21 protein-coding genes and 1 pseudogene are annotated in these 24593 nt (G+C 33.8%); 12 read left to right on the forward strand and 10 right to left on the reverse strand.

Translation table 11 applies throughout. The features are described 5' to 3' along the window. Positions 1 to 57 precede the first annotated feature (57 nt). Positions 58 to 297, reverse strand: coding sequence for a hypothetical protein (locus tag GJV77_RS12825; RefSeq protein ID WP_155036748.1), 240 nt, complete (start codon positions 295 to 297; stop codon positions 58 to 60). Between the two features lie 384 nt (positions 298 to 681). Here GJV77_RS12825 and tnpA point away from each other — a divergent pair. After that, positions 682 to 951, forward strand: a pseudogene (tnpA, locus tag GJV77_RS12830) (IS200/IS605 family transposase); the annotation flags it as partial. Between the two features lie 847 nt (positions 952 to 1798). Here the strand turns inward: tnpA and GJV77_RS12835 are convergent. Continuing rightward, on the reverse strand, positions 1799 to 2812 hold the full coding sequence (locus GJV77_RS12835) for a PDDEXK nuclease domain-containing protein (RefSeq protein ID WP_155036749.1): 1014 nt from the start codon (positions 2810 to 2812) through the stop codon (positions 1799 to 1801). Between the two features lie 235 nt (positions 2813 to 3047). Further along, a complete protein-coding gene (locus GJV77_RS12840) occupies positions 3048 to 4169 on the reverse strand; it encodes a DEAD/DEAH box helicase (RefSeq protein WP_155036750.1) in 1122 nt (373 codons plus the stop codon). Positions 4170 to 4703: 534 nt separating this feature from the next. Between GJV77_RS12840 and GJV77_RS12845 the strand changes: the two genes are divergently transcribed. Next, complete coding sequence (locus GJV77_RS12845) at positions 4704 to 5387, forward strand: sterol desaturase family protein (protein WP_155036751.1); 684 nt, start codon at positions 4704 to 4706, stop codon at positions 5385 to 5387. A gap of 52 nt (positions 5388 to 5439) precedes the next feature. On the opposite strand, the gene GJV77_RS12850 is transcribed toward GJV77_RS12845, so the two are convergent. Then, positions 5440 to 5823: a hypothetical protein gene (locus GJV77_RS12850; protein WP_155036752.1), complete on the reverse strand. Its 384-nt coding sequence runs from the start codon at positions 5821 to 5823 to the stop codon at positions 5440 to 5442. Positions 5824 to 6129: 306 nt separating this feature from the next. Further along, on the reverse strand, positions 6130 to 7401 hold the full coding sequence (locus tag GJV77_RS12855; protein WP_155036753.1) for a hypothetical protein: 1272 nt from the start codon (positions 7399 to 7401) through the stop codon (positions 6130 to 6132). Between the two features lie 798 nt (positions 7402 to 8199). Here GJV77_RS12855 and GJV77_RS12860 point away from each other — a divergent pair. Continuing rightward, positions 8200 to 9825 (forward strand): BCCT family transporter, encoded by a 1626-nt coding sequence (locus GJV77_RS12860; protein ID WP_155036754.1) that lies wholly within the window; start codon positions 8200 to 8202, stop codon positions 9823 to 9825. Beyond that, on the forward strand, positions 9818 to 10678 hold the full coding sequence (locus GJV77_RS12865; RefSeq protein WP_155036755.1) for a universal stress protein: 861 nt from the start codon (positions 9818 to 9820) through the stop codon (positions 10676 to 10678). The genes GJV77_RS12860 and GJV77_RS12865 overlap by 8 nt, the downstream gene beginning before the upstream one ends. Before the next feature lie 220 nt (positions 10679 to 10898). Here the strand turns inward: GJV77_RS12865 and GJV77_RS14835 are convergent, their stop codons facing one another. From GJV77_RS14835 to GJV77_RS12875, 3 genes are all read right to left on the reverse strand, one after another. Then, positions 10899 to 11330: a hypothetical protein gene (locus tag GJV77_RS14835; protein ID WP_162521626.1), complete on the reverse strand. Its 432-nt coding sequence runs from the start codon at positions 11328 to 11330 to the stop codon at positions 10899 to 10901. 144 nt (positions 11331 to 11474) lie between these two features. Then, positions 11475 to 11711, reverse strand: a complete 237-nt coding sequence (locus GJV77_RS14840; RefSeq protein WP_162521624.1) for a hypothetical protein — start codon at positions 11709 to 11711, stop codon at positions 11475 to 11477. A 263-nt stretch (positions 11712 to 11974) separates the two neighbouring features. Beyond that, on the reverse strand, positions 11975 to 12877 hold the full coding sequence (locus GJV77_RS12875; RefSeq protein WP_155036756.1) for a helix-turn-helix transcriptional regulator: 903 nt from the start codon (positions 12875 to 12877) through the stop codon (positions 11975 to 11977). Between the two features lie 199 nt (positions 12878 to 13076). Here GJV77_RS12875 and GJV77_RS12880 point away from each other — a divergent pair, with 199 nt between their 5' ends. From GJV77_RS12880 to GJV77_RS12900, 5 genes are all read left to right on the forward strand, one after another. Then, entirely contained in the window at positions 13077 to 15242 is a 2166-nt protein-coding gene (locus GJV77_RS12880; RefSeq protein ID WP_155036757.1) for a TonB-dependent siderophore receptor, read from the forward strand. Further along, complete coding sequence (locus GJV77_RS12885) at positions 15242 to 16126, forward strand: ABC transporter substrate-binding protein (protein WP_240142873.1); 885 nt, start codon at positions 15242 to 15244, stop codon at positions 16124 to 16126. The genes GJV77_RS12880 and GJV77_RS12885 overlap by 1 nt, the downstream gene beginning before the upstream one ends. Positions 16127 to 16136: 10 nt before the next feature. Continuing rightward, positions 16137 to 17183 carry a FecCD family ABC transporter permease gene (locus GJV77_RS12890; protein ID WP_155036758.1) on the forward strand — a complete coding sequence of 349 codons (1047 nt, stop codon included), beginning with the start codon at positions 16137 to 16139 and terminating at the stop codon, positions 17181 to 17183. Next, positions 17184 to 17948, forward strand: a complete 765-nt coding sequence (locus tag GJV77_RS12895) for an ABC transporter ATP-binding protein (RefSeq protein ID WP_155036759.1) — start codon at positions 17184 to 17186, stop codon at positions 17946 to 17948. 147 nt (positions 17949 to 18095) lie between these two features. Continuing rightward, positions 18096 to 19478, forward strand: coding sequence for an MFS transporter (locus GJV77_RS12900; protein ID WP_155036760.1), 1383 nt, complete (start codon positions 18096 to 18098; stop codon positions 19476 to 19478). Between the two features lie 99 nt (positions 19479 to 19577). Here the strand turns inward: GJV77_RS12900 and GJV77_RS12905 are convergent, their stop codons facing one another. Together GJV77_RS12905 and GJV77_RS12910 are read right to left on the reverse strand one after the other, a co-directional pair. Then, complete coding sequence (locus GJV77_RS12905) at positions 19578 to 20153, reverse strand: RloB family protein (protein WP_155036761.1); 576 nt, start codon at positions 20151 to 20153, stop codon at positions 19578 to 19580. Between the two features lie 95 nt (positions 20154 to 20248). After that, entirely contained in the window at positions 20249 to 21547 is a 1299-nt protein-coding gene (locus tag GJV77_RS12910; protein WP_155036762.1) for an AAA family ATPase, read from the reverse strand. 666 nt (positions 21548 to 22213) lie between these two features. Here GJV77_RS12910 and GJV77_RS12915 point away from each other — a divergent pair. From GJV77_RS12915 to GJV77_RS12925, 3 genes are read left to right on the forward strand one after another with little or no spacing between them, the layout of a single operon-like run. Next, entirely contained in the window at positions 22214 to 23563 is a 1350-nt protein-coding gene (locus GJV77_RS12915) for an IS5 family transposase (protein WP_155036763.1), read from the forward strand. 10 nt (positions 23564 to 23573) lie between these two features. Then, positions 23574 to 24185, forward strand: coding sequence for a hypothetical protein (locus GJV77_RS12920; protein ID WP_155036764.1), 612 nt, complete (start codon positions 23574 to 23576; stop codon positions 24183 to 24185). A 10-nt stretch (positions 24186 to 24195) separates the two neighbouring features. After that, complete coding sequence (locus GJV77_RS12925; RefSeq protein WP_155036765.1) at positions 24196 to 24381, forward strand: GldL-related protein; 186 nt, start codon at positions 24196 to 24198, stop codon at positions 24379 to 24381. Positions 24382 to 24593: the final 212 nt, after the last annotated feature.

Consider the following 24593-nt stretch of genomic DNA (forward strand, 5'->3'; position numbering starts at 1 on the left):
AATGACTAATGTTGCATTTATAACTTGAATTCACGCTATATTTAAATTCAAAGTATTTTATTTTAATGAAACTGTTATTTCCTTTCCATTTGAAAGTGTGATCTTTTTAGAATCTTGATTATTTATTTTTAAATCGTTTATTGTTTTATCAAATAATAAGACATCTTGTTTATTACTCAATATTTCATCAAATTTTGAAGAATCATCTCCTTGCATAAAAATATCTTTAAGCTTTGTTATTAATGAGTCTTCATTAGTATTTGAGAACAAAAAATTTTTAAAAAATGTATTTGTCATGGCAAAAAGGTATTAAGTTGTGAGGACACAATATATACATATTTATATAATTTATTGTATAACAATGTGTTATTTTTTATTCATTTATATGAAAGAACTAAAAACTGTAATAACTGATGATTTTTAGATGAAAAAATAATATATATTGTGCTAAATTTATCTCTAAACTTAAAAATAAGATAAATATGGCAAAAAGAGCTTTATCTGAAGAACTTCTTTATTGTACAACTAAAATTGACTGCTTTCTATATAAATGAAAATAAATCATCTGGGACAGGATATTTTTACGATATAGATGATATTCAAACTAAAGAAGTTGTTTATACATTAATTACTGAAGAGGTATATTGTTTTAGATACTTGTTTACCCAATAATTAAAAGTAGGTGTGGTATCAAAGGATCATGTTCATCTTCACATAGAGTATCGTCCATTTTAAAACATAAGCAATATTGTCAAACTCTTCAAAGGTCGTACTTCAAGAAAATTACAACTAGAATATCCTGAGTTGAAACAACGCTACTGGGGGCGTCACTTTTGGGTAATAGGTTTTGGTTGTTGGAGTACAGGAAATATTACTGATGAGATGCTAAATCAATATCTTGAACACCATCGTAAACCAAATGATAACGGAGGTAATTTCATACTTGAGTGAGTAGCTCTACCCAGGCAAACTTTAGTCTGCTTTAACAAACTATGGACTTTCAATCCGTAGTGGTTTATTACTGAGAAGTGGAAAAGTCTATGTGAAACTAATTTTAGAGAATTTGTTCAATCATTTATACTAAACTAATGAAAAGACTATTTATTCAATATTATATATAACTCTTAATGCAGCTTTAAATGAAAAGATTAGCGTTGGGATGGTTATGTCTAATGGTTAAGAGCATTTTTATAATTTTTCTTTTAGTACACGACAAAAACTAAAGCAGTTAATACTTAGCGAAGGGTCGAGTAATGATCTTTTATGGTAGTAAATCTAAGTTTAAAGATGCGGGCGACTCTTGAGAATGATAGGAGGACCTAACAACTATCCTATTGGATTGTGAAAATAATATCCAAAAGTAAAGAGCCGTTCACCGATCACTATATTACACCACTCAAGTTTTGCACCAATTTGCTTTCACGTAGTAGTCTGATATTTAAAGTTGTAATTATTGGATAAAAGTCCCTAAGATTCGATATTATCAATTATTCTAGTTGTAATATCATGAATATCAATAGACTCCACCACTTTTTCCAAAATATCAAGCATTAAGGCTACTATAGCTAATAATCTAACGTTCAATTTGTTTTTGGATATTCCGGTTTGATTTGTGTTAGTGATTTGAGAGTACTTGTATCTAATTTTGAAATAATTACAAACCAAGCTGTATTGTTTTTTAACGTTTTTTGTTTAAGCTTTTATACTAACACGAGTATCATCTTAAATTTGTTTTAATATTTGTAAACTGGCAAACTTCTGTTTCGCGATCAACTACGATAAGAGTTGTCTTTGATATTTATAGCTTTTCTTCTTTCGCCTCGAAACTCTCCAACTCCTTATTTACCTCTTTCAAAAGCTGCTTTTCTGTTGGTAAGTAAAGTTTATATTGACTTGCAAAAATCTGTTTTTGATTCTCGGGTAATGTGAAACGTACAACAGCATCATTTTTATTAGCGCAAAGCAGAATACCGATTGTCTGGTTTTCATGTGGCAGTTTTTCTATACGATCATAATAGTTTACATACATTTGTAATTGACCAATATCTTGATGTGTTAGTTTGGTAGTTTTGATTTCGATAATAACAAAGCATTGTAGTAAGCGGTTATAGAAAACCAAGTCCACAAAGAACTCATCGCCTTCAATATGTATTCTTTTCTGCCTTGCTACAAAGGAAAATCCATTGCCTAGCTCCAACAAAAACTCTTGTAAGTGTGTGATGATGGCACTTTCTAAATCTTTTTCATAATATGATGCATCCCTTTTCAGTCCTAAAAATTCCAAGTACATCGGGTCTTTAATGATTTCTTTGGCATCAGAGGGCTGTTTCTCTTTTTTAGCAACTGCTAAAACACTTTCTTTATCATTACTTAATAAAAGACGTTCGTACAAATTGCTGTAAATCTGCCGTTCCAATTGACGTACCGTCCAATTATTTTTTATTATTTCAGCAATATAAAACGCTATTTTCTCTTGATTATCAATCCTGATAAGTAGTTTGTATTGGCTCCAACTCAATTGCGAATACAGTGTATTCGCAATTGGAAAAGTGCGATAAAATTGTCGGAACAACTCTATCTGTCTTTTGGAATATCCACTGCCATATTCAGGCTCTAATTCATTAGCTATGTATTCTGTGAGGTATTTCCCGTAATCTGCCCGGTCTTGACCTTGCTGTTCTTCTTCAAAAATACGTTTGCCAATATCCCAATACATTAGTGTTCGCTGATGGTCAACGGCACGTATAGCTTTTTCTTTTGACTGAGCTATAAGGGCTTTTATATCTGTTATAATGTGTTGGTTTACAAGCATACTTAAATATTAATATATATTTAACTAAGATATAAATTATTTTAGTACACGATAAAAACTAAAGTAGTTAATACTAAGAGAAGGGTCGAGTAATGATCTTTTATGGTAGTAAATCTAAGTTTAAAGATGCGGGTGACTCTTGAGAATGATAGGCGAACCGAACAACTATCTTATTGGATTGTGCAAAATATCAGCCCAAAGTAAAGAGTCATTCACCGATCACTATATTATACTACTACTTTTGCTCTGTTTTAATCACTGGAATTTTAAAGCCGATTAGCTTTTCAATTTTCTTGAGTTCTTTGCGCTCCTCTGTATCACAAAACGAAACAGCAATACCTTGAGCTCCTGCACGACCTGTTCGTCCGATGCGGTGTACATAACTCTCAGGGATATTGGGAAGTTCAAAGTTTATCACGTGTGGCAATTCCTCTATATCAATACCTCTAGCGGCAATATCAGTAGCGATAAGCACGCGAATGCTGTTGCTCTTGAAATCACTTAAGGCTCTTTGTCTTGCATTTTGGGATTTATTACCGTGTATAGCCGCTGCACTAATTCCTACTTTGGTTAGTTTTTTGACTAATTTGTCTGCGCCGTATTTCGTTCTAGTAAAAACTAAAGAACGATTAATCGTTTTGTCTTTTAATACCTTATGAAGTAGCTCGACTTTGTCTGCTTTTTCCACAAAATAAACCCCTTGTTTAATGGTCTTAGCGGTAGAAGATACAGGAGTTACGTTGACTTGTTTTGGGTCTTTGACAAACTCCATAGCAAGCTTTTTTATCTCTGGAGCCATGGTCGCGGATAAGAATAAGGTTTGTCTTTTAGCCGGCACATAGGTCATTATCTTCTTTACATCTCTGACAAACCCCATGTCTAGCATACGATCAGCTTCATCGAGAACTAAGATTTCGACTTTGTTTAAACTCAAACATTTTTGACTGAGTAAATCTAACAGACGACCAGGGGTAGCGATTAATATATCCACACCATTTTTGAGTTGTCTTTCTTGTTTGGCTTGAGGAACTCCACCAAAGATAGCCAGATGTCTTAACCCAAGGTGTTTGCCATAGGTTGAGAAGTTCTCGTCGATTTGAATAGCCAATTCTCTAGTTGGTGTTAGAATAAGCGAGCGTATGGCTCTTTTAGGAACTTTTTGCTCTTGTAATAGCTGTAAGATTGGAATAGCAAATGAGGCCGTCTTACCGGTTCCAGTTTGTGCGCAACCGATAAGGTCATGCCCGTTTAGGATATGGGGAATTGCTTGTGCTTGTATAGCTGTCGGGGTGTGATAACCAATCTCGTTAATCGCCTCTAGGATTGGTTGAATAATGTTTAAGTTCTTAAAATTCATCTTTTACCTGGATTACCAGTGTTTATAGACTCCATTAATTCATAATTATACAAAACAAAGGAGTCATTAATGGATACTATAGCTTCTCAGCGACCTTTGCTAGGGCAGTGCTGTTGATCTTCTGTACTAGGGCTAGAGTCAAAGGGATCACTGAGTACTTAGACTTTGCTAAATCAAAATAACCAATTTTCTGCCTATTAGTAGACTAGAGCTGTTGAAGGATATTGATTTAAAAAAGTCATAGGGGATTGAAAGATAGAGCAACACAAGAAGCAGATCTGAGAATGAAAAAAGGTTTTGACTATTTTCAGAAAAGGCTAAAAGGCAGAATCCTTATTTTCAATTCCGTGCAAAAGTAGGGTAATTTATCGGAATATCAACTAATGGTTTACGCTTTACAAGATTTATTACAATATCTTTCTGTCTTATGAGCCTATAGGTTTTCAGCTCAAAAATTGAATAAAATGTTTTACTTTGTGATATGCTAATTGTAGAACAGTGGATATACCTTTATTTTTAGAACAATTACCTAGTATGCCTCTTATACAAGTTGTGGCGATTAGTCTTTGGGTTAATCTAGCCTTATGTGCGGGGTCTATTCTTTTTTATGTGGTGGTTCATCAGTTAGCTGCTTCTAAAAAATTATTAGCTCCTTATCAAGTCTTGACACTAAGTGATATCGGGCAAGTACTTTTAACGGTAGTGTGTAATGCTTTAATTTTTGTATTAGGGGTTTATCTTTGGAAATACCATGTGCTTCAAATAAGCTTTCAGGCGTCTTACCCAACGATTATAGGTCAGGTGGTATTGATATTGTTAGCAATGGATTTGTTGATGTATATCTTTCATCGGTTAGCTCATTGGTCTATTATTTACCCATTTATTCACCGTAAGCACCACGATCATATTCGGGTAAATGCACTTAGTTTGTTTGTACTTAGCCCATTTGAAGCCCTTGGTTTTGGTTTATTTATAATTGCTGTTTTGGGTTGTTTCTCGTTTAGTTACCAGGCGATAATCATTTATCTAAGCATTAATTTGCTCTGGGGGACTATTGGTCATTTTAATATCGAGTTTTTTCCTTCACTGAATAATCATAGAATAGGCAAGTGGATAGGTACAGCTAGTTTTCACAACACTCATCATCAGCAACCAAAGTCCAATTATGGCTTTTATACCACATTATGGGATAAAGTAGCGGGTACTTTTCGAAGATAGGGGAGTTGGGAGATTACATAAAAAAGCGCAATCACTAATTTAAAACACTTGTCTAATGTAAAGATCCTATCGCATAAGTCTCCGATAAGATGTATAACTGTAGGTCTTCACTAGGAAGGTAGCCCTCTTTTATGGCTTTGATATCTACTGTGCCAGAGGTAGCAACCCATGGATTAGATACAACGGTGTTGTTAACCAGTATTTTTGCACCTTTGACGATTTGCTGTTGATCGTCTAAAACGGTAAAGCGCACTAAACTACCCGTTACAATATCATTGTTTGTATCAGTGGATATGACCAGTTTTTTTTCGATTGTATTTTCAGAGAGACTCAGTGGGGTATGTACTTGATTAAAGTCATAGGCTACAATACTAAGGCTGCTAATGCCAATTAGAAGCATTAGTAGTCTTTTAAGGTGTTGTTTTGTTTTGTTCATCAATAAGGCTTTTGAGTTATTAAAAAAGGCTATTGGTGTTTTGTATATCAATGTGGTATAAGTAAATAATGTTTTTTGTTAATTTGTTGTGTAAGGTTATTTGTTTATATACAAAATTAGGAGCATCTATGTAAAAGAGAAATACCCTTTTTAGGGTATTTTATAAGCGGGTATTCACCCCTATGGCTAAACAAACAAAAAGTGGTCGAGATTACTTCAAACCACTTTTGACTTTTCTGTTTTATAAATTAGAATTACTGATTTTGTTATTTTTTAACTCGTTTTTTTAAAGGTGATATTGTTTTTTTAAATACCTGAAATTATTTGTTGTGTAGCATGTTTGCCTGTAAAAGCACGTTTTCCATTTATGTTTATCTCCACTCTATCTCCATAATGATCACTGAATTGTACTTTGTAATTAGCCGAAGCATGGTGTTTTTCTGAATAATCTAATATGTTATAGTGTCCTGAAATATCCGAAGTATTATAACCATAGGTTTGACCAGTAGTTGTGTTATAAATTCTGACTTTCATCCATCGAATAGAAATGCCTTGCTCTGGAAAAACAGCGCTAAACAAATTTCCACCTAGATTTTTTGTTGGCGTGTAGAATTCTACTTCAAAGCCTAGTTCTTGTTCTAATAGTAGTGTTTTTTCTGTCCATACAGATACTAGCTCTTGACTACCATTAGGAAGATTTAAAGTTTTGAAACCAGTAAAATTTAATTGAGTTCTATAGTTCACATAAGAAACGTTTCTGTAGTTAACATGTCCCGTCGTATTTGTATTTTCATAGATGATATAACTAGTGCTAAAAGGGGTATTATATCCTTTTCTTTCTGCTTTAATATAAGCTTGTCCCGCTCCTGTAGCCACCCATGGGTTTGTTACTTTTTCATCTCTAACATAGATATCAGCATCGTAGATTTTTTGGTTGGTAGCTGTGTCATAAACTAAGAAATGTACTTGATCTCCTTCAACGATAAATTCGTAATTACCTAAAATTCTAACTTTTAAGTCTTTTTTGGCAAGTGCATTTAGCGTGATTGGTTCACTTGAAATATAACCTTCTTTTGAAGCGATTAAAGTATGTTCTCCTACTCTTGGAGACCAAGGGTTGGGTATTTCTTTGTTGTCACTATTTAAAATTTTAGCGTCATTAACAATTTCTCCCGTATCGTCTGTGATTGTAAAAAGTATCTTTTCCCTTTCATAGAGAGGCAACTCTATATTCGTTGTTAAATGTAGGGTTCTGATACGCTTACCAACACTAATAACTAGGCTGTTACTGTCTTTGTACCCAGACTTTTTGGCGATAACTTTGTAATCCCCTTCTTTTTTGAAGGTATAAGGATTGTTTTGTTTTACATCATCAATATAGATATCTACTTGTTCTACGATTTCGCCTTTAGAGCGAACGGTAAAATTGACGGTTTGATCTTCTATAATGGTTGTTTGATCAGCGACTAGTTCTAGTTTATTTTTCTCGGGTTTAGAAACCTCATTGTCATCTTTGCTACATGATAAATAAAAGCAAGCCATTAGTAGTATGGCTAAAAGTGTTAATAGTTTTCTCATAAAGATTATATTGTAATGATTGAATTTTATGGCAAAGCTAGTTGGTGTCATAATATAAAAACATCCCTTTTTTAGGGTATTTAGGTGAAAATGTTTAAGAATTATAGTTGTTTTTGAAATTAAAATATTTCGATTTAACGATTTTTCTAATTCTGATAATGATGTGAAAAATGCTATTTAAGAGTGTTTAGTTATTATACTATCACTAGTATGAAAATTGGTGTCGTAAAAGCTGTTTTTTGTTATGGCATTAGCAACCTATGTGGATTGAGCTATGACAAGAGTAAAAGATATTTGAGAAATAAAGAAGATACTTATGCTTTTGAAAAACTGCTATTTTTTCATTAAATCATTAGTTCAGCCTTATTGTTATTTATATTTTTAGTAAAAACAATACTTTAACGTACAATAACAACATATCAGCTCCTTGGGTGTGTTATATATCAAAATAACTTAAGTATTTTATGTGTATTTTAATATATAACTAACAGATTTTAAGTGATCTAAAATTACTTTAAAGTATAATTGTTAACTTGCGAGCAGTAAGAGTTGATAAGTAGTTTATATATTTATCTATTCGTGTGCACATTGTTGGTTAAATAATACTGACATTCTCTTATATTACTGTTGAGGTAATTTACTGTACATATTGTACATCTTTGTTAGTGATTTTATCACTTCAACTTTATACTCATTACGAGTATTTATGGGATTACCATAGCGCTTATCGTTTTTTTAGGTCCTGGAGATACTTTTTGTATTTACCAGCAGATCTCTTATTAAACAATCATAAACATTATGTCTAAGGAAAACACAGAAATTAAACACCACAAAATATTAGGATTAACAGTTAATGGTCCCGTTTTTATACCCACTGTTATAATCTTATTTTCAACTATTATATTAGCATTAATCTTTAATGAACAAGCAGAATTATATTTAGGACAATTGCAAAGTATTGTTTCCGAAAAAGGAGGTTGGGTATATACCATCTCAGTAAACTTTTTCATTGTTTTTTGTCTATATCTTGCCTTTAGTAAGTTTGGTAGTATTCGTATTGGTGGAGCAGACGCAGAGCCTGAATTTAAGGGAATAGCTTGGTTTGCCATGTTGTTTAGTGCAGGAATTGGAAATGGTCTGGTTCTTTTTAGTATTGCCGATCCGGTTAGAGATTTTGTAAACCCGCCTAGACTTGATCCAGGAACTGATCCGAGTATTATAGGACAAGAGGCTATTAATTTTGCTTTTCTACATCATGGTATTCACGGTTGGGCTATTTATAGTATTATTGGACTTGCCTTAGCTTATTTTACCTATAATAGAAAAATGCCATTAACTATTCGGTCAGCATTTTATCCTATTTTAGGTGATAAGATTTATGGATGGCAAGGCCATTTAATTGATATAGTAGCCGTAGTTGCGACTCTATTTGGTTTGGCAACAACACTGGGATTTGGGGTAGGACAAATAAATGCAGGGATTCATCATGTCTTTGGTGTTGAACAAAGTTTACTTATTCAATATATTATAATTATTGCCATTACAGGGGTTGCTACAATATCTGTGGTATCAGGTGTAAATAAAGGAGTTAAGTTTTTAAGTGAGCTTAACATAGGTACAGCATTAGTACTATTTTTACTCATATTACTTTTAGGTCCGACGGCCTATATTTTCAATGGTTACTTCCAAAACATAGGTAGTTACTTAACAAATTTCATAGACCTTTCTACTTGGTCTGGAAATTTGAAAGATAACACTTGGCATAATAATGTAACACTTATGTATTGGGGATGGTGGGCCTCTTGGTCTCCTTTTGTAGGTACTTTTATAGCAAGAGTTTCAAGAGGCCGTACCATTAAAGAGTTTATCCTTACTGTGTTGATACTACCGGCAGCGGTTACTTTTCTTTGGTTTTCGGCCTTTAGTGGTACAACTATTCAAGGGTTAATCGATGGAGATATGGCTCTTGTTGATGCAGTTAATGACAATATTTCTACTGCTTTGTTTGTTTTCTTTGAGAAGTTTCCTTTATCTATTGTACTTAAAATTTTAGGAATGATTTTAATCTGTAGTTTTATTATCACCTCTGCCGATTCTGGAGCTCTTGTGGTCGATAGTATTACCTCAGGAGGGAAAGCTAAGACAAAAGCATATCAGCGTATTATCTGGGCTTCATTATCTGGAATTATAGCGGCAACCTTATTAACAGGAGGGGGATTAGATACATTACAAGCAGCTGTTACCATATCAGGACTTCCCTTTGCTATTTTGCTTGTTGTTATGGCTATTTCACTGTTTATTGGTGTTAGGGAAGATTATAAAACAGACCAGAAAAAAGCCAAAATAAAACAGGAGAGAACCTATCAACAAGAGTTGAAGAATTTAGTATTAGAAAAAAATAAAAAAGAAAATCACTATGAGTAAAATTGCTATTACCCTTGACCTTTCTTCTATTGATAATAGTTTAATCAACTTTGCTTATCAGTATTATCACAAGCATGAAATTACACAGATACATTTCATCCATAATATTAAACCTTCAGACTTATCTAAAGTCTGGGAAGATTATATGGATAATATAGATATTGAGGGGTTAATTATTGATAAGATAAATAAAAGTATTAATCAATATTTCGGAGATTCTGAAATGGTTTATGTCCATATTACAAAGCAAGAACAAACAGAATCGTCCATAAAACACCTTTGTATTAATGAAGATATATCAACTGTTATTTGTGGCTGGAAGACAGATGAAAACGGTTCGGGAAGTGTGGTACAAAAACTATTGCGAATTTTAAAGGGAACTTATATTATGGTACCTGAGAATAAGCGATATGATAACTCTAATATATTAATACCTTCTGATTTATCAGCTCCATTTTTACCATTGGTAACTCAGCTTAATCAACAAGATTTAATTCAAAGCAGTAGTAAGGTAAAGGTTGTAAGGGCCTTTAATATTCCGCCTATTTTTTTCCCAATGGTAGATAATGATGATTTAGAACAGAAAACTGCCAAGCATATCCAGGGGCAATTCAATGAATTAAAACAAAAAAATACGATTTTAAATTCAGTTGAATTTCAGGCCTATTTTCAAAACAGTGAAAGTATTACTCAGGTTATAGAACACTTAGCTAAAATAAACAAAGCTACTTTAGTCTGTATAGCAGCAAAAGGAAGCAGTAAGTTACGTTCAATATTAATCGGTAGTACAACCAATAGATTACTAAATACAAACCCTTTTTCGGTTCTAGTGATCGTACAAAATCAATTATAATTAAAAACTATAATACCAATTTGACCAAAAAACGAGCAATAGTCCTAGTGATTTCACTAGGACTTTGTTTATTTTAAATACAACAAAAATAGATTATGTAGCTGCTTAAAAGACAAAAAACTCCCAAAAAAAGGGAGCTTTTGTTTTGAGATATTTGGACTAGCATATAAGATTTAAGTTGTTTTCAAAATAGCTATATAAAAGATGAATCCCCATAATGCTACAATACAGCTTTCAATTGGGCAAATCGATGGTCTGTGTTATTTTTCAATAGCCATATTTGTTTGGTAATGGTTAAATTTGACTGATTATCACAAGTGTCATTTCGTTTAAGGTCAAAGGATATTTCTATGCTTAGGTCTTGTTTTTCTTGTATTGTTAAATTTTCAAAACACAAAGTATATTCGCCTTTTTCAGGTATGATAGTATTTATCCAAGATTGCAAAGCATCCATTTTATTAGCGGTATTGCTTGAGTCTTTTGATATTGAAAAATCGTGGTGTACTAATTCTTTAAATTTTAGGTTATTATCTTGATCTTTTATTGTTTCCAATAAGTATAGCCAATAGTGTAAGAATGATTTTACTCGATTATCAAGGTAGGCTGGCTCGAACTGAGGATCCTCGATGTTTTCGAGAGGTGTAATCACCACAGATTTAAACAGTGGTAAATCGTTATCTCGTAATTCTAGTAAAGTAGAATAACTTATGGTGTAACTATATCTGCTATTGTCAGGACAAATATTTTGGTAAAGGATTTTGGCCTCTAGCGCTAGTGTGTTTTTCTCGCTTTGGGATTAGCTAATCTTAGTTGATTTTACGTGATGTGCGTTTTTCCAACCTTCGAATAACTGGAGGCGGTCTGCTAGAGTATCTTTTCCTTTTGTAGTACCTGCCTGAGAGGATATTTCTACTTGATCACTTAAGATATCTAATTGATTTTCGATTGTAGATTTTGTAAAAGGTATTTCATAAACTTGATACCAGCGATAGTACTGAGTCAAGGCTAGATGAGTGTTTTTAGAATTGTTCATATTATTTAAATTTACTTAGTTAGTAACTGTTATACTTATGTGTTAAAACAGTACTGCTTGAATAATAAATATATGAAATTGATGTTGTTTGGTTGTTTTTTTATAACTTTTTTAAGTATAAGTATATTTTTAACACCCTATTGCTATAAGTGTTTATTAAAAATATTTTTTAGCATAGAATTGTTATTCACTCTTTGAAGTTACCCACCATGTCTTTTGTTTTTATAAACTACTTTAAACAAATTCATCATCACAACTCTGTTTTATACTATGACTTGAGTGGGTAATTGCCCAAAGTATTTCTTAAATGCTGTAGAGAAGTGATGACTGTGTTTATACCCCACATATTCGGCCACTTCATAGATATTATAATCTCTACTTTTGATCATTTCTAAGGCTCTTTGCATGCGAAGGTCATGAATATATTTAAAGGTTGTGGTACCAAAGAGGGCTTTGAACCCTACCTTTAATTTGGTTTGATTAATTCCTGCTTTAAGGGCTAATTCCTGTATGGTGAAGTCTTTGTTAAAGTGTTTAGTGATATAAGATTTTATATCGTATAAGGCTTGTTTGTCTTTTTGATGCAGCTTTAGTTTGTTGTGCGTTTTGTTGTGACGCCAATTGTGGTATTGCAACAGATGCGCTTCTTCTACTTTATTGTTTAGATAGTGTTCTGCCAGTTTGCCTTGATAGGGGTGATTGATTAGTTGTTGTATGAGTTGAAGGTCATTGATATTCAAGTTATAGATTAGTTTTGAAGAGTGGGTAGCTAAGAGTTCTTCTAAGTAATCTTTTTCCTGTTCAAACAAATTTGTGATATAGCTTTTATTGACGGCTATTTCGACAAATTCTCCTTTTTGCTCTGCATTGGTTTTCATGATGTGCTGGTAGGGTACTGCACTTTCTTGAAACAGTACCGCTGCTTGTTCTCTTACATTTAGATTCTCGTGGTTTAGCGTGAGACTACTTCCTTGAAGAGAATGATAAGTCAAGATCGAGTTTTTAGTAGGGAGCACCGTGTGGTAAAAATCTTGGTTAGCACAATAGATACCATGCTTAATACTCACAAGAGAGGTATTTACCAGCGTAATATCCATGGTATAGTTTGCTCCGTTAATATGGCGTTTTTCGACCTGTAAGTTTTCTTTACTACTTTCTTGCAACATACTTTATACGATTTGAAATTACAAAAGTAAGTATTTATATTGATTTTAAATAGTGTGATATTCAAATGACTATTAAATAGTTGTATTACTTCTTTTGACGTTGTTTTTTCACCCCATTGCGTTATCGTTTGCATAGTTAGAAGTAGGACTTTTGCTTTCATTATTTAAAACGAGTTTAAATAGAGTAAAACATTAAGTCATGAAAAAACATCTTATCAGTTTATCCCTATTGGCTATTTTTAGTCAATATGAAGTTTTAGCACAAGGGGGGAATGATACCTTATCATCTGCTAATCAGCATTTAGATCAGGTGGTAATCACCATAGAGAATAGTCCATTTGCCAAGCGAAATACCTCAGAATCTTTGCGTTTGGCTCAATCCATAGAGAATTTACCACAGAATGTACAAGTGCTATCCAGTGAATTGATTCAGGCACGTCAAATCAGCACAATTACTGATGGAGTGATACGCAATGTCAGTGGAGCTGTCCGACTAGAGGAGTGGGGAGATGTTTATGCCCGTATTAATATGCGTGGGGCTCGAGCTTCGGCTTTTAGAGACGGTATGAACCTATCGTCTGCTTATGGGCCTTTAGCCGAGGATATGAGCTTTGTGGATCGCATTGAGTTTGTCAAAGGACCGGCAGGTTTTATGATGTCTAACGGCGAGCCATCAGGCATCTATAATGTGGTGACTAAAAAACCTACTGGACAAAGCAGGCAACGCGTGGAGCTTAGCTATGGTAGCTATGATTATCTGCGCGCTACAGCAGATGTGGAAGGCAGACTATCTCCAGGAACGGATAAAGTGTTATATCGCCTTAATTTAATGGGGAGTAGTAAAAATGGCTTTAGAGATTTTCAGTTCAATAAGCGAATTGCTTTTGCACCTTCTTTAGCTTTTAAATTAAGTGATAAAACAACCCTGACCACTCAATATATTTATCAAAGAATGAAAGTCTCTGACTTTGGTGCGGAGTACTTATTTTCCAAAGATGGCTTTGCTAGCTTGGATCGCAAGCGCACCTTTGGAGATCCTGGTTTTGAACCATCGGTTATCAATGACCACAGTTTAACAGCTAATCTAAAGACAGAATTAGCCCATAATTGGTATTTGACAGCTCAGTTGGGGTATTTTAAGTATGACAAACAAGGGCAATATATGTGGGTGAAGAGCATTGAGGACAATGGAGACTTTGTTCGTCGAAGTCATCTTTGGGATGCAGCGAATACAGCGACGATCGCACAGGTTTTTGTCAATGGAGAGTTTGATACAAAGGGAGTAAAGCATCGTGTAATAGCCGGATTGGATATGGGGCATAAGCGTTATTTGGTAGATTGGTCTGAGCAGTTTGATTACGACAATCCTGGTACTTTTAATATTTACAAAGAGGAGTATCAAAAGCCTGTGAATGGGTATCCTACTTTTGATCGAAGCCTACCCCTTAAACAGCGCATTGCTTTGACCAATTATGGGTTAGCTGATGCAGGTCAGAGTTATACAGGGATTTATCTACAAGATGAGATGGCCTTTTTCCAAGAAAAGTTATTGGTGACCTTGGCAGGGCGTTATACAACGGTTAAGGAGAATAGCAATCGCGAGAATAGAGAAGATAGTCAGTTTACCCCACGCTTTGGCCTGAGTTATAAGTTAGGGTACCACACCAATTTATATGGGCTCTACGACCAGAGTTTTGTTCCTCAATCAGGTATGAAAAGAGATGGTTCAACAGTGGAGCCACTAACAGGGCACAATATTGAGTTTGGAGTTAAGAATACACTGTTCAACAAGCGATTACAATCCACGGTATCGCTTTATAGTATCACAAAAAACAATCACTTGTCTGCCGATCCTTTAAATGCTCCAGGAGAGAACTATGTGTTGCAACTAGGACAAACCAAAACACAAGGAGTTGAGGTTGATATCCAAGGGAAATTGGCAAAGGGATTAAACCTGAATGTCAATTACGCCTATACAGACTCAGAGGTAACAAAGGCAACTAAGACTGCCGAGAAGGGTAGTAAAGTTAGTGGTTTTGCCAAGCATGTCGCCAATGCATGGTTGGATTACACCATAGAAGAAGGAACACTACGCGACTTATCTTTTATGACGGGAATCACCTTTATGGGAGACCGTCAGACTTGGGCCTTTGGAGGAGGTGGGGGAGATCCTCTACCAGATTATACAAGAGTAGATGCGGGAATTAGTTGGAAAAAAGACGATATAAAAGTAGGGTTAATGGTCAATAATCTATTGGATCGCTATTTGTTTAACGGGGCATACTACAATTCAAGAGGAGGGTTCTACTACTGGAGACCAGAAGAACCAATCAATCTGAAGTTGAGTTTAAGTTATAATTTCTAATGGGAAGAAGGTATAGGAGTATGAAATATTGGAAAGCCTTTCTAGCAGTAATACTAGCAAGTCAAGTCAGTTTTGCACAGTCCGAGGATCGCATAGTGATTTTTGGCCAGCAAGCTCTAGAGATGGTTAAAGAGTTTGGCGGTAAGCAGAAAGTAGTCGGTGTAGGCTATCTAGATCAAAGAGTAAAGGATGGAACCTACAGTGATTGGCCGATCTTGACCTCCCTTTGGCCATCTATAGAATCGATTATCGCCACTGCCCCGACACATTTGTTTGGCATGGAGTCCGCTTTTAAATCTAAGCGAAGTGGAAGTAGAGCGTTTTGGTCCGATAAAGGGGTAGCGGTTACCGAAGTCTTTGACTTTAATAAACCGCGTACGTTAGAAGTACTCTTTTCTGATTTGCGCACCTTTGGCAAAGTATTTAAAAGAGAAAAACAAGTTGACGAGTACATCAAAAAAGAATATAAAAAACTACAAGACTTAAAAAAGACAATAGTGCCATCTAAAGAAGGTCAAGCAAAGCGGGTGCTATTTTTGGCCAATGTTTATTCCAGTGATATATACTATAGCTATACCCCAGATAAATGTTTGATTGGCGACTTACTTCAGGACTTTGACGTAGAGTTTCTCCACAGCGAATATATGGTGATTCCAGTATCTATAGAATATTTGGTCACACTAAACCCAGACTATATTATCCTGTCTAGTTTTCAGGCGCAAGCCCCCGCAGATTTATTAAACTATTTCAAGCAGCACAAGGTCTTAAGGCAATTAGACGCGGTTCAAAATAATCGCTTGACCACCGTGGACTATTCCAATGCTGTTAGTGGAGGGTTGGAGTTTGTCAGGCTTTACCAGCAATTAGTCTCTTTTTTACAATAAGCAAAAAAACATGAAACAAAACAAAACCCAATACGGGTATTTAATAATCTTACTCGTCCTTTTATGCTGTATTGCCTTATGGTCTGTGATATCAGGACAAATCCCCATAGGGTTAAACGACATAAAACACATAATTAGTCCTTCCTCACAGGTTGTTTATTCAGAATCTGGCATTAAACTATCTATGATAGAAGAAGTCCTCCTGACCATGCGTATGCCTAGAGTCATCATGGCTATGGTCGTAGGAGCGGCTCTAGCCATTAGTGGAGCAGTGATGCAGTCCACTGTTCAAAACCCCTTAGCGGACCCATTTTTACTTGGTATATCCTCTGGAGCCTCATTAGGGGCAACCATCGCTATTGTGCTTGGCTTTGAGGTAGGAGAAAGTATCTTTAGTGAGCTGTCAATCCCAGTTATGGCATTTTTGGGAGCAAGCGTAGCGATTTTATTTATTTTTATGTTGAGCCTTAAAAACAACAGCGTATCCACGTTGTATCTCATCTTAGCAGGAACGGTTATTAACGCTTTTTGTGCGGCTTTGTCAAATGCCTTAGTCTATATAGCAGAGGATAGCGAAAAGGTCAGAGCAGTGGCATTTTGGACCATGGGAAGCTTATCACAGGTGAGTTGGACGCAGGTGGGCATTGTAGGGGTAGGACTGCTAATTGTACTGGTTTACTTCTTGTTTCACGCCAAGGAGTTAGACGCCATGATGATGGGTAATGAGTCTGCTGTAACTTTAGGAATCAACCCTAATGTACAGCGGGTAGTGATGATAGTACTGGTGACCATACTGACGAGCTTAGTGGTTTCTTTTTGCGGGGTGATTGGCTTTGTTGGACTCACAATACCCCATATCGTCCGAAGTCTAGTGGGGAGTAAGCACCATTGGACACTACTGTACAGTGCTGTGGTAGGAGCCGTTTTTTTAGTAGGGGCAGATTGGTTATCTCGAGTATTGATTCCCCAGAGTGAAGTTGCCATTGGTATATTAACAGCGCTTATTGGGTGTCCACTTTTTGCTGTGCTATTACTAACCAATAAAAAGAGAATATAAATGAAGCAGGTATTGTTAGAAGCAAAGAATATATCATTTGTTTATCCCACTCGCGAGATTCTAAATGGGGTAAATATAGCCGTAAGACAAGGGCAGTTCGTAGGTATTGTAGGCAGTAACGGCTGTGGTAAATCAACTTTACTTAAAATTATTTATCGCGTATTAAAAGCCAAATCCGGGCAGGTGACCTATAATGGGAAAGACATACAAGAGTACACTCTTAAAGAGATGGCTCGAAAAATAGCGGTCGTTGGCCAGTTCAATGATACAACTTTTGACACCACAGTACTCGATGTAGTGTTAATGGGAAGGCTGCCATTTAAGGCTAGATGGCAGAGCTTTGATCAAAAGGACTATCAATTGGCGTTAGCTAGTTTAGAAAAGGTAGATATGTTAAGATATCAAGACAAGAGTCTATCTACTTTGTCTGGTGGAGAGAAACAGCGTATTTTTTTAGCCAGAGCCTTAACCCAGCAGCCAGAGCTGATCATCTTAGACGAACCGACCAATCACTTGGATATTCGCTTTCAATTGGAAATTCTGAAGATCGTTAAAAGCCTTGGTATTGGCGTTTTGGCAACCATGCATGATTTATCACTGATTGCTAATTTTTGCGATTATATCTATGCTTTAAAAGATACTAAGATGCATAGCAGTGGCAAACCAATCGAATTATTAACCCCAGAGAATATTAAAACTATTTTTGGGGTGGAGTGTAAAGTTGTTCAAGACCGAGATAATAAACTATTTTTTAGTTATCAGTAGCTTTAGTCTTAATCCTTTGCAAAATAACGCTTTGCGTAGTATAAACTGCGTGAAGCGTTATTTGTTTAGTCTATTAGATTAAGAATTTTGTAGGGTAGAAATTACTCAGTAAGAATAGTGTTTTTATTGAGGTATAAAAGCAAATTTATGATACTTAAAAACAAATGGTTTATCCTTTTTATATTATTAGTAGCCACGATTTTATCGCCTTTAGATTTTTATATTGTCAATCTAGCCTTGCCTGCTATAGGGCATTCGATACGCGCTAGCAGTAGTGAATTGCAAATGATAGTCTCGTTTTATACCTGCGCTTATGCGGTATTTCAGATATCAGGTGGACGCTTTGGAGATATTTATGGAAGAAAGAAAATATTTTTGATTGGATTAACCGGATTTATCAGTGCATCGGTGTTATGTGGGCTATCTCAAAGCTCAAGTGTGATGATTATAGGCAGGGTTATACAGGGAATCTCAGGAGCGGTTATGATTCCACAGGTATTAGCTATTTTACATACCCTTTTTGACCAGAAACAGAAAAGACTAGTTATGGCGCTCTATAGTTTTACCTTCGGAATAGCCGCTGCATTAGGGCAGTATTTGGGAGCTTTATTAATACAGTGGAATGTTCTTGATCTGGGTTGGCGCATTATCTTTTTGGTCAACTTTCCTATTGGATTATTAGCTTTTTTATTGGCCTTTATAGCCTTACCCGAACATCAGACAAATAAAAAAGGACAGATAGACTATAGTGGGACCCTATTGCTTAGTTTGGGACTAGTGAGTTTTATTTATCCATTAACCACACCTGTTGAGCGCGGTATTGACTATCAACTAATTTTGTGTCTTCTCGCTGCAATGGTATTGTTATACGGCTTTGTGCGAGTAGAAAAAAACAGAAAGCGCAGGGGAGATAGTACACTTGTGGACTTTGATGTTTTCAAGTACAAGAACTTGACTTTAGGTATTGTTATTAGCTTTTTGTTTTACACCAGTGGGGTGTTTTATTTAGTCTTTGGTATATACCTACAAGAGGGATTACACTGGAGTAGCATGCAGGCTGGCAAGGCGATTATTCCCTTTGGTATAGGGTTTATTGTGTTGAGTTTGTGTTCCTCAGTATTGAGTAAGTATATAAAACAAAGGATATTGTCTTTGGGAATTTTAGTTTATGGTATAGGTTTTATTTTATTAGGATATACTTTATATCATTTCAATGTTTTGTTTTTTAAGTTATCGCTATTTGTCATCGGTAGTGGTATGGGACTGACTTTAGCTTCGGTGGTACGCCTTAGTTTATCGGGAATACCTGTTTGTTTTGCGGGCTTAGCTTCAGGACTTGTAAACAGTGGGTTACAGATTGGCTCTGCCTTTGGAGTAGCCGCCTTTGGAAGTGTATTTTTTGCAGTAGTCCATACAAAGGACTATACCTTTGCCTTTGCACTGGTCTTAGCCCTGATTTGTGTGCTGTTGTTTATCGCGTTTTATCTAAGTCTTACCTTGTCAAAACAGCTCAGTCGAGAAAGTAGTTGAGGTGTTTTTCTAAGGTAAATTATTAGCCTTTTTTATTAACAATATATTCTGTTATTTGTCTTATAATAGATCAATTAATAGTTTTGTTGTGTTCTAAGCTTATTTTCTTATATTTTCATTTAAAGTTTGAACTAGTTTATATACTGTTGTTACTGGGTTTTGTTTGTGATAAACTAAATACTTTTGATTTTCATACAATTCTATTCCATTTTTTATCGCTCTTTCTTGTGATGCATTTCCATCATTTAAAAGAATAGAATAAAGTTTTTTACAAAATGCATATTTTTTTCCTTCTCTTTCGTAGTTAATGCCTAATTTTTGGCTTAATTGCTCATAGTAAAAGGCTCTTAATTGTTGGGCTTCGATTTTATTGTAATGCAAATAGAACCATAATTCAAAAGAATCATTTGAATACGCAACATTGTAACTTAAAACAATTGCTTTTTCAATTGCATTATCAAAATCAGCGTATTGATTAGCTCCATTTTTGAAATCCATATCAAATACACACCATACTTCATCATATTCGTATTCTGAGGATTCCAATATTTTTTGGGTACTATCAACTAATTTAGTTTTCGATTGCCCACCTAAATCTATAGCCTCAACTTTTAATCCTAGAACTGGAAATGATTCAAAATATAATTTTTCAGTTTGTCCTTCGCAAACTATCAAAATAGATTTTCTTAACGGTATAGTTTCTATTTGATAACTAGTTGGTTTAGCTTTTCTATTCCAAGCTTTGTTCTTATCTGTTTTTTTTTATAGCTTTAGTTGCTTTCGGCATAATCAAAATTTAATAGAGATGAAAAATTACCTAAGAATGGAATTGCTCCATATTTACCTTGAATATAATCCTTTTCAAAGGATGCATTGTTTCTAACTCCTTTAATTTCAACTAAAGTATATAGATGACTTGCACCATATTTATCTTTTTCGACAAAGTCGATTTGATCTCTTCTTAGAATTTCTGAACTTAAGAGATTTGTATTGTGCGTTGTAAAAATTAATTGTGAACTTTTGTTTGATTCAGAATTAAAAAGTTCCACAATTTTTTTAGTTAGAAGAGGATGAAATCTTGAATCAAATTCATCAATTATTAAGGTTCTACCCTCATTCAATGCATTATAAATAAAGGGACTTAATTCAAACATTTTGATAGTTCCTTCGGATTCTTGACCGCTTAAAATAAATGGAACATTTCCAACTTTTTTTTGTCCATCATATTGACTACGACTTGAAACGACGATATTTCCTTTTTTAAATTCTTTTTTTAAATCATCCTCTGAGTCATTTGGTAAATTGTCCTTTGTTATTTCAATAGATTCAATATCATTAATACCCGTATCAGCATTTTTAAGAAAATCTAAAATAAATTTCTTTTTGTTTAAATCATCTAATGCATCACCAGCAGTAGAGTACATACCACTATGCCCCAATCCATTGATTACAATAATTGAAGAAATTTCTTTAATAATAGCTTTAGATATTTTACCAAAACCAAATGAAGCTAAAGATGTTAAGAATAAAGAATTAGTTCTAAAAATAGAATTTTCATCGTCGTCAAGTAACGAAATGAATTTACTACCTTCTTCGAAATGTTTATCATTAAATTCTAGAATTTCTTGTTCTTCTCTAATGAATAAAGTTTGTTCTCGTTTATTTGGAGTATAGAATAACCATTCGCTTTTAATAGAATTTTCATCTGCTTCGAATCCATATCGGTATTTTTTATTATTAATTCTAAATACTAATTGGAAAAATGTTGGCTCTTTTACTTTATCGACTGATAATTTAAAAGGTTCTATGATGTTTAAAATTTTATCGTCTTTTACCGATGATGCTACAATACGAATAAAGGTAACTAATGCTTTAATAATATTACTTTTACCACTAGCATTTGCACCATAAATGGCTTTGGATTTAATTAATGAGAGTTTATCGTTAATTTCAATTACATTTCGCTTATCAATTGACGGATGAAATGATTTAATTTTTGCAGCTGTCATATTTAAGGTTTGTTCATCCTTAAAAGACCAAAAGTTTCCGAAATTAAATTCTTCAATCATTTTGTTTATTTTAATATTCGTGATTTTTTTACAAATATAAAAATAAGGTTTAAAATATGAACTATATTTCGTTGTTAAATAATTTGAGCTCTTGTTCGAAGTATTTCCGTATTTCTTATTATGTGTTTAACTTCTTTTATTGATATAAGAAAATTGCTAGACTCAAAAACATACATCAAATCAAGTATTGATGAAGTAGAAGTAATAGTCTTGTCCTTTTATTTTCTGTTAGAATATACTAAGTAAGTAATAATTAAAAAGGATAAGTCAAGGTAAAACTTCCCTTATCCGGAAATATAAACCAGATAAACAATATATTTGTTTACATATAACAAGTTATGCCACATTAACCCAAACATAACGGTCAAAGACGGACTGACCATCCAAAGTCGAAAACTAACGACATCAAAGAAATGTAAGAAGAGTATGTGAAAGTTGAAAAGCCGCTTGAGAACATTTGAATTTATTCTTGTATTTTCATCCTGTTCTTAAAAAATAGAGTAAACCGATTTGAATTTCGAAAATTTAAAAAAATAATTAGTCATCCCTTAAAAACAATTTGATTAAGTGTAAATCAATATGTTGTGTTTTTTTTTATATGTTTTTTGTTGAAAAAAATTGCAAGATTTCGTATCTTTAGAGAACAAACCTTGCAAATTTATTACAATGTTAGCACACAATAAAAATCCTAATCAAGTGAGTTTTTTATCAACTTTTGAAGAGATCTTAGATCGAAAACACGGCTTATACAAGTTGGCTAATAAAATAGATTGGAGCGTTTTTGAACAAGCTTTTTCACCATTGTATAGCAATGGAAAAGGTCGTCCTGCAAAACCTATTAGATTAATGGTTAAGCTTTTAATATTAAAACATATCCGTAATGTATCAGATGAAATGGTCGTGATTCAATGGAGTGAAAACGCCTATTACCAATATTTTTGTGGAGAAGTATCTTTTGCTACAGGATCTCCATGTGAAGCCTCAGAGTTAGTGCATTTTAGAAATAGGATAGGCGAACCAGGAGTGGAGTTAATTTTAAAAGAAAGTATCCGTGTCAATGAAAAAGACAGTGATGATGACAATGTGAATATAGATACAACTGTTCAAGAAAAAAATATTACCTACCCAACAGATGCAAAGCTTCACAATAAGATTATAAAAAAATGCAAGCAAATAGCAGAACAAGAAAACGTAAAAGTTAGGCAGACTTATACACAAACTTTAAAGAAATTAGCAACCTTTCAACGCTTTAGAAATCATCCTAAGAATAGTGCAAAAGCAAGGAAAGCAGATAGAAAAGTAAAAACAATAGCAGGAAGACTTGTAAGAGAATTAGAAAGAAAGTTAGCCCCAAATTCCCTACACCATCCAACATTAGAAATATTTAAAAGAGTATTGTCTCAAAAAAGGAATACAACAGGTAAAATTTATTCCTTACACGAACTAGAAGTTTGTTGTATTTCAAAGGGTAAAGAACACAAGAAATACGAGTTTGGGAACAAAGCTTCCTTTGTCAAAACAGACTCAGGAGTAATAATAGGAGCTCTTGGGTTCCGTAATGAATATGACGGTCATACATTAGAAGCTGCATTAGAACAAGTAAATAGACTAACAGGTAAGGTTCCTAAAGTAGCAAAAGTTCATCGTGGTTATCGAGACAAAAAGCAAGTAGGTGACACAGAAATACTAATCCCATCAACACCAAAAAAATCAGACAGTTATTACAAACGCAAGAAATTAAGCAACGCTCACAAAAAAAGAGCGGCAATAGAACCAGTAATAGGGCACCTTAAATCAGATCATAGATTAAATCGTAACTTCTATAAGGGAATTGTAGAAGATAATATCAATATTATGTTAGCTGCTGCTGCATTTAACTTTAAAAGGATGATGAACAAATGTAAATCATCTATTTGGCTCTTTTTTACAAAAGCGTTTTATACGATAACCAACTTAATATTTTGGAATCTAAAGTTTAAAATGCTTTTTAAGGGTCGACTAATTATTAACAAATAAATTTATAAAAATGAACAAAATTTTAAAAATCACTTTAGTAACATTATTATCCGTTACCTTCTTTGCTTGTAGTAATGACGAATCTCAAATTACGGATGAAAATTCTAATGTAGAAGTTTCAAAGCTAATTGAAAACAAATTGGGTTACCTTGAAGTTAAAGATGAAGAACAAATAAAAATTATTAAATCCAAATCTAAGAATTATTCTAATAGTTTATACTACAAATCATTAGAAGATAATTCATTTGTTGTTATTAATAGTATAGATAATAAATATTATTTAGAAAAAGGTATTGTTGTAAATGACCAGTTCATTATTGAGAAAAATTTTGTACTTACAGACAATATGGATGATAACGGAAATGGAGAATTAATAGTCAAAAATATTGATGAAAATATTATTGTTTCACAAACTTACGATAAAGGTAACTTTATAAATAATGTAATTTCTGATACTAATAGTTTTTCTAACAAAGGTTTATGTCAAAGAGAAGGAAGCGAAACATTTAACCAATGTTTTAACAGAGAAGCTGATGAATTCTGCGATGATTTTGTCTCAACAGTAGCTTACATTACAAATCCTCAAATTGCAATATTAATTGCTGGTTTATGTACTTGTTAATAACTGAATTATGAAAAAAATATTATCAATAAGACCAAAACCTCTAGGTTTATTAGGAATTGGAGCAGTAGTTGTATTCATAGGAGCTATAGCAAAAATAACAAAAGAAAATTTTGCTGGAACACTATTGTTAATAGGTATAGTTATAGAAATAATTGGAATAATTTATTTTCTTAGTACACGACAAAACCATTAATTGATTTTAAGATAAATAAAGGAAGAGATTGTTTGAAAAAAAGGCTGATATTCAGTATATTAAAGGTTTACTGCTGACGTAATGCCTTTAAAAACGAACAACAGTTTAGAGTACAAAAATACAGAACTTCTAACAACTATAAAAGCTAATTTTACGAGGGTGTACCGCCAACTGTGTTACAAAATTAATTATATCATATAAAAATGTAAATT

It is taken from the genome of Myroides pelagicus, assembly GCF_009711055.1.
GTDB classification, from domain to species: domain Bacteria; phylum Bacteroidota; class Bacteroidia; order Flavobacteriales; family Flavobacteriaceae; genus Flavobacterium; species Flavobacterium pelagicum.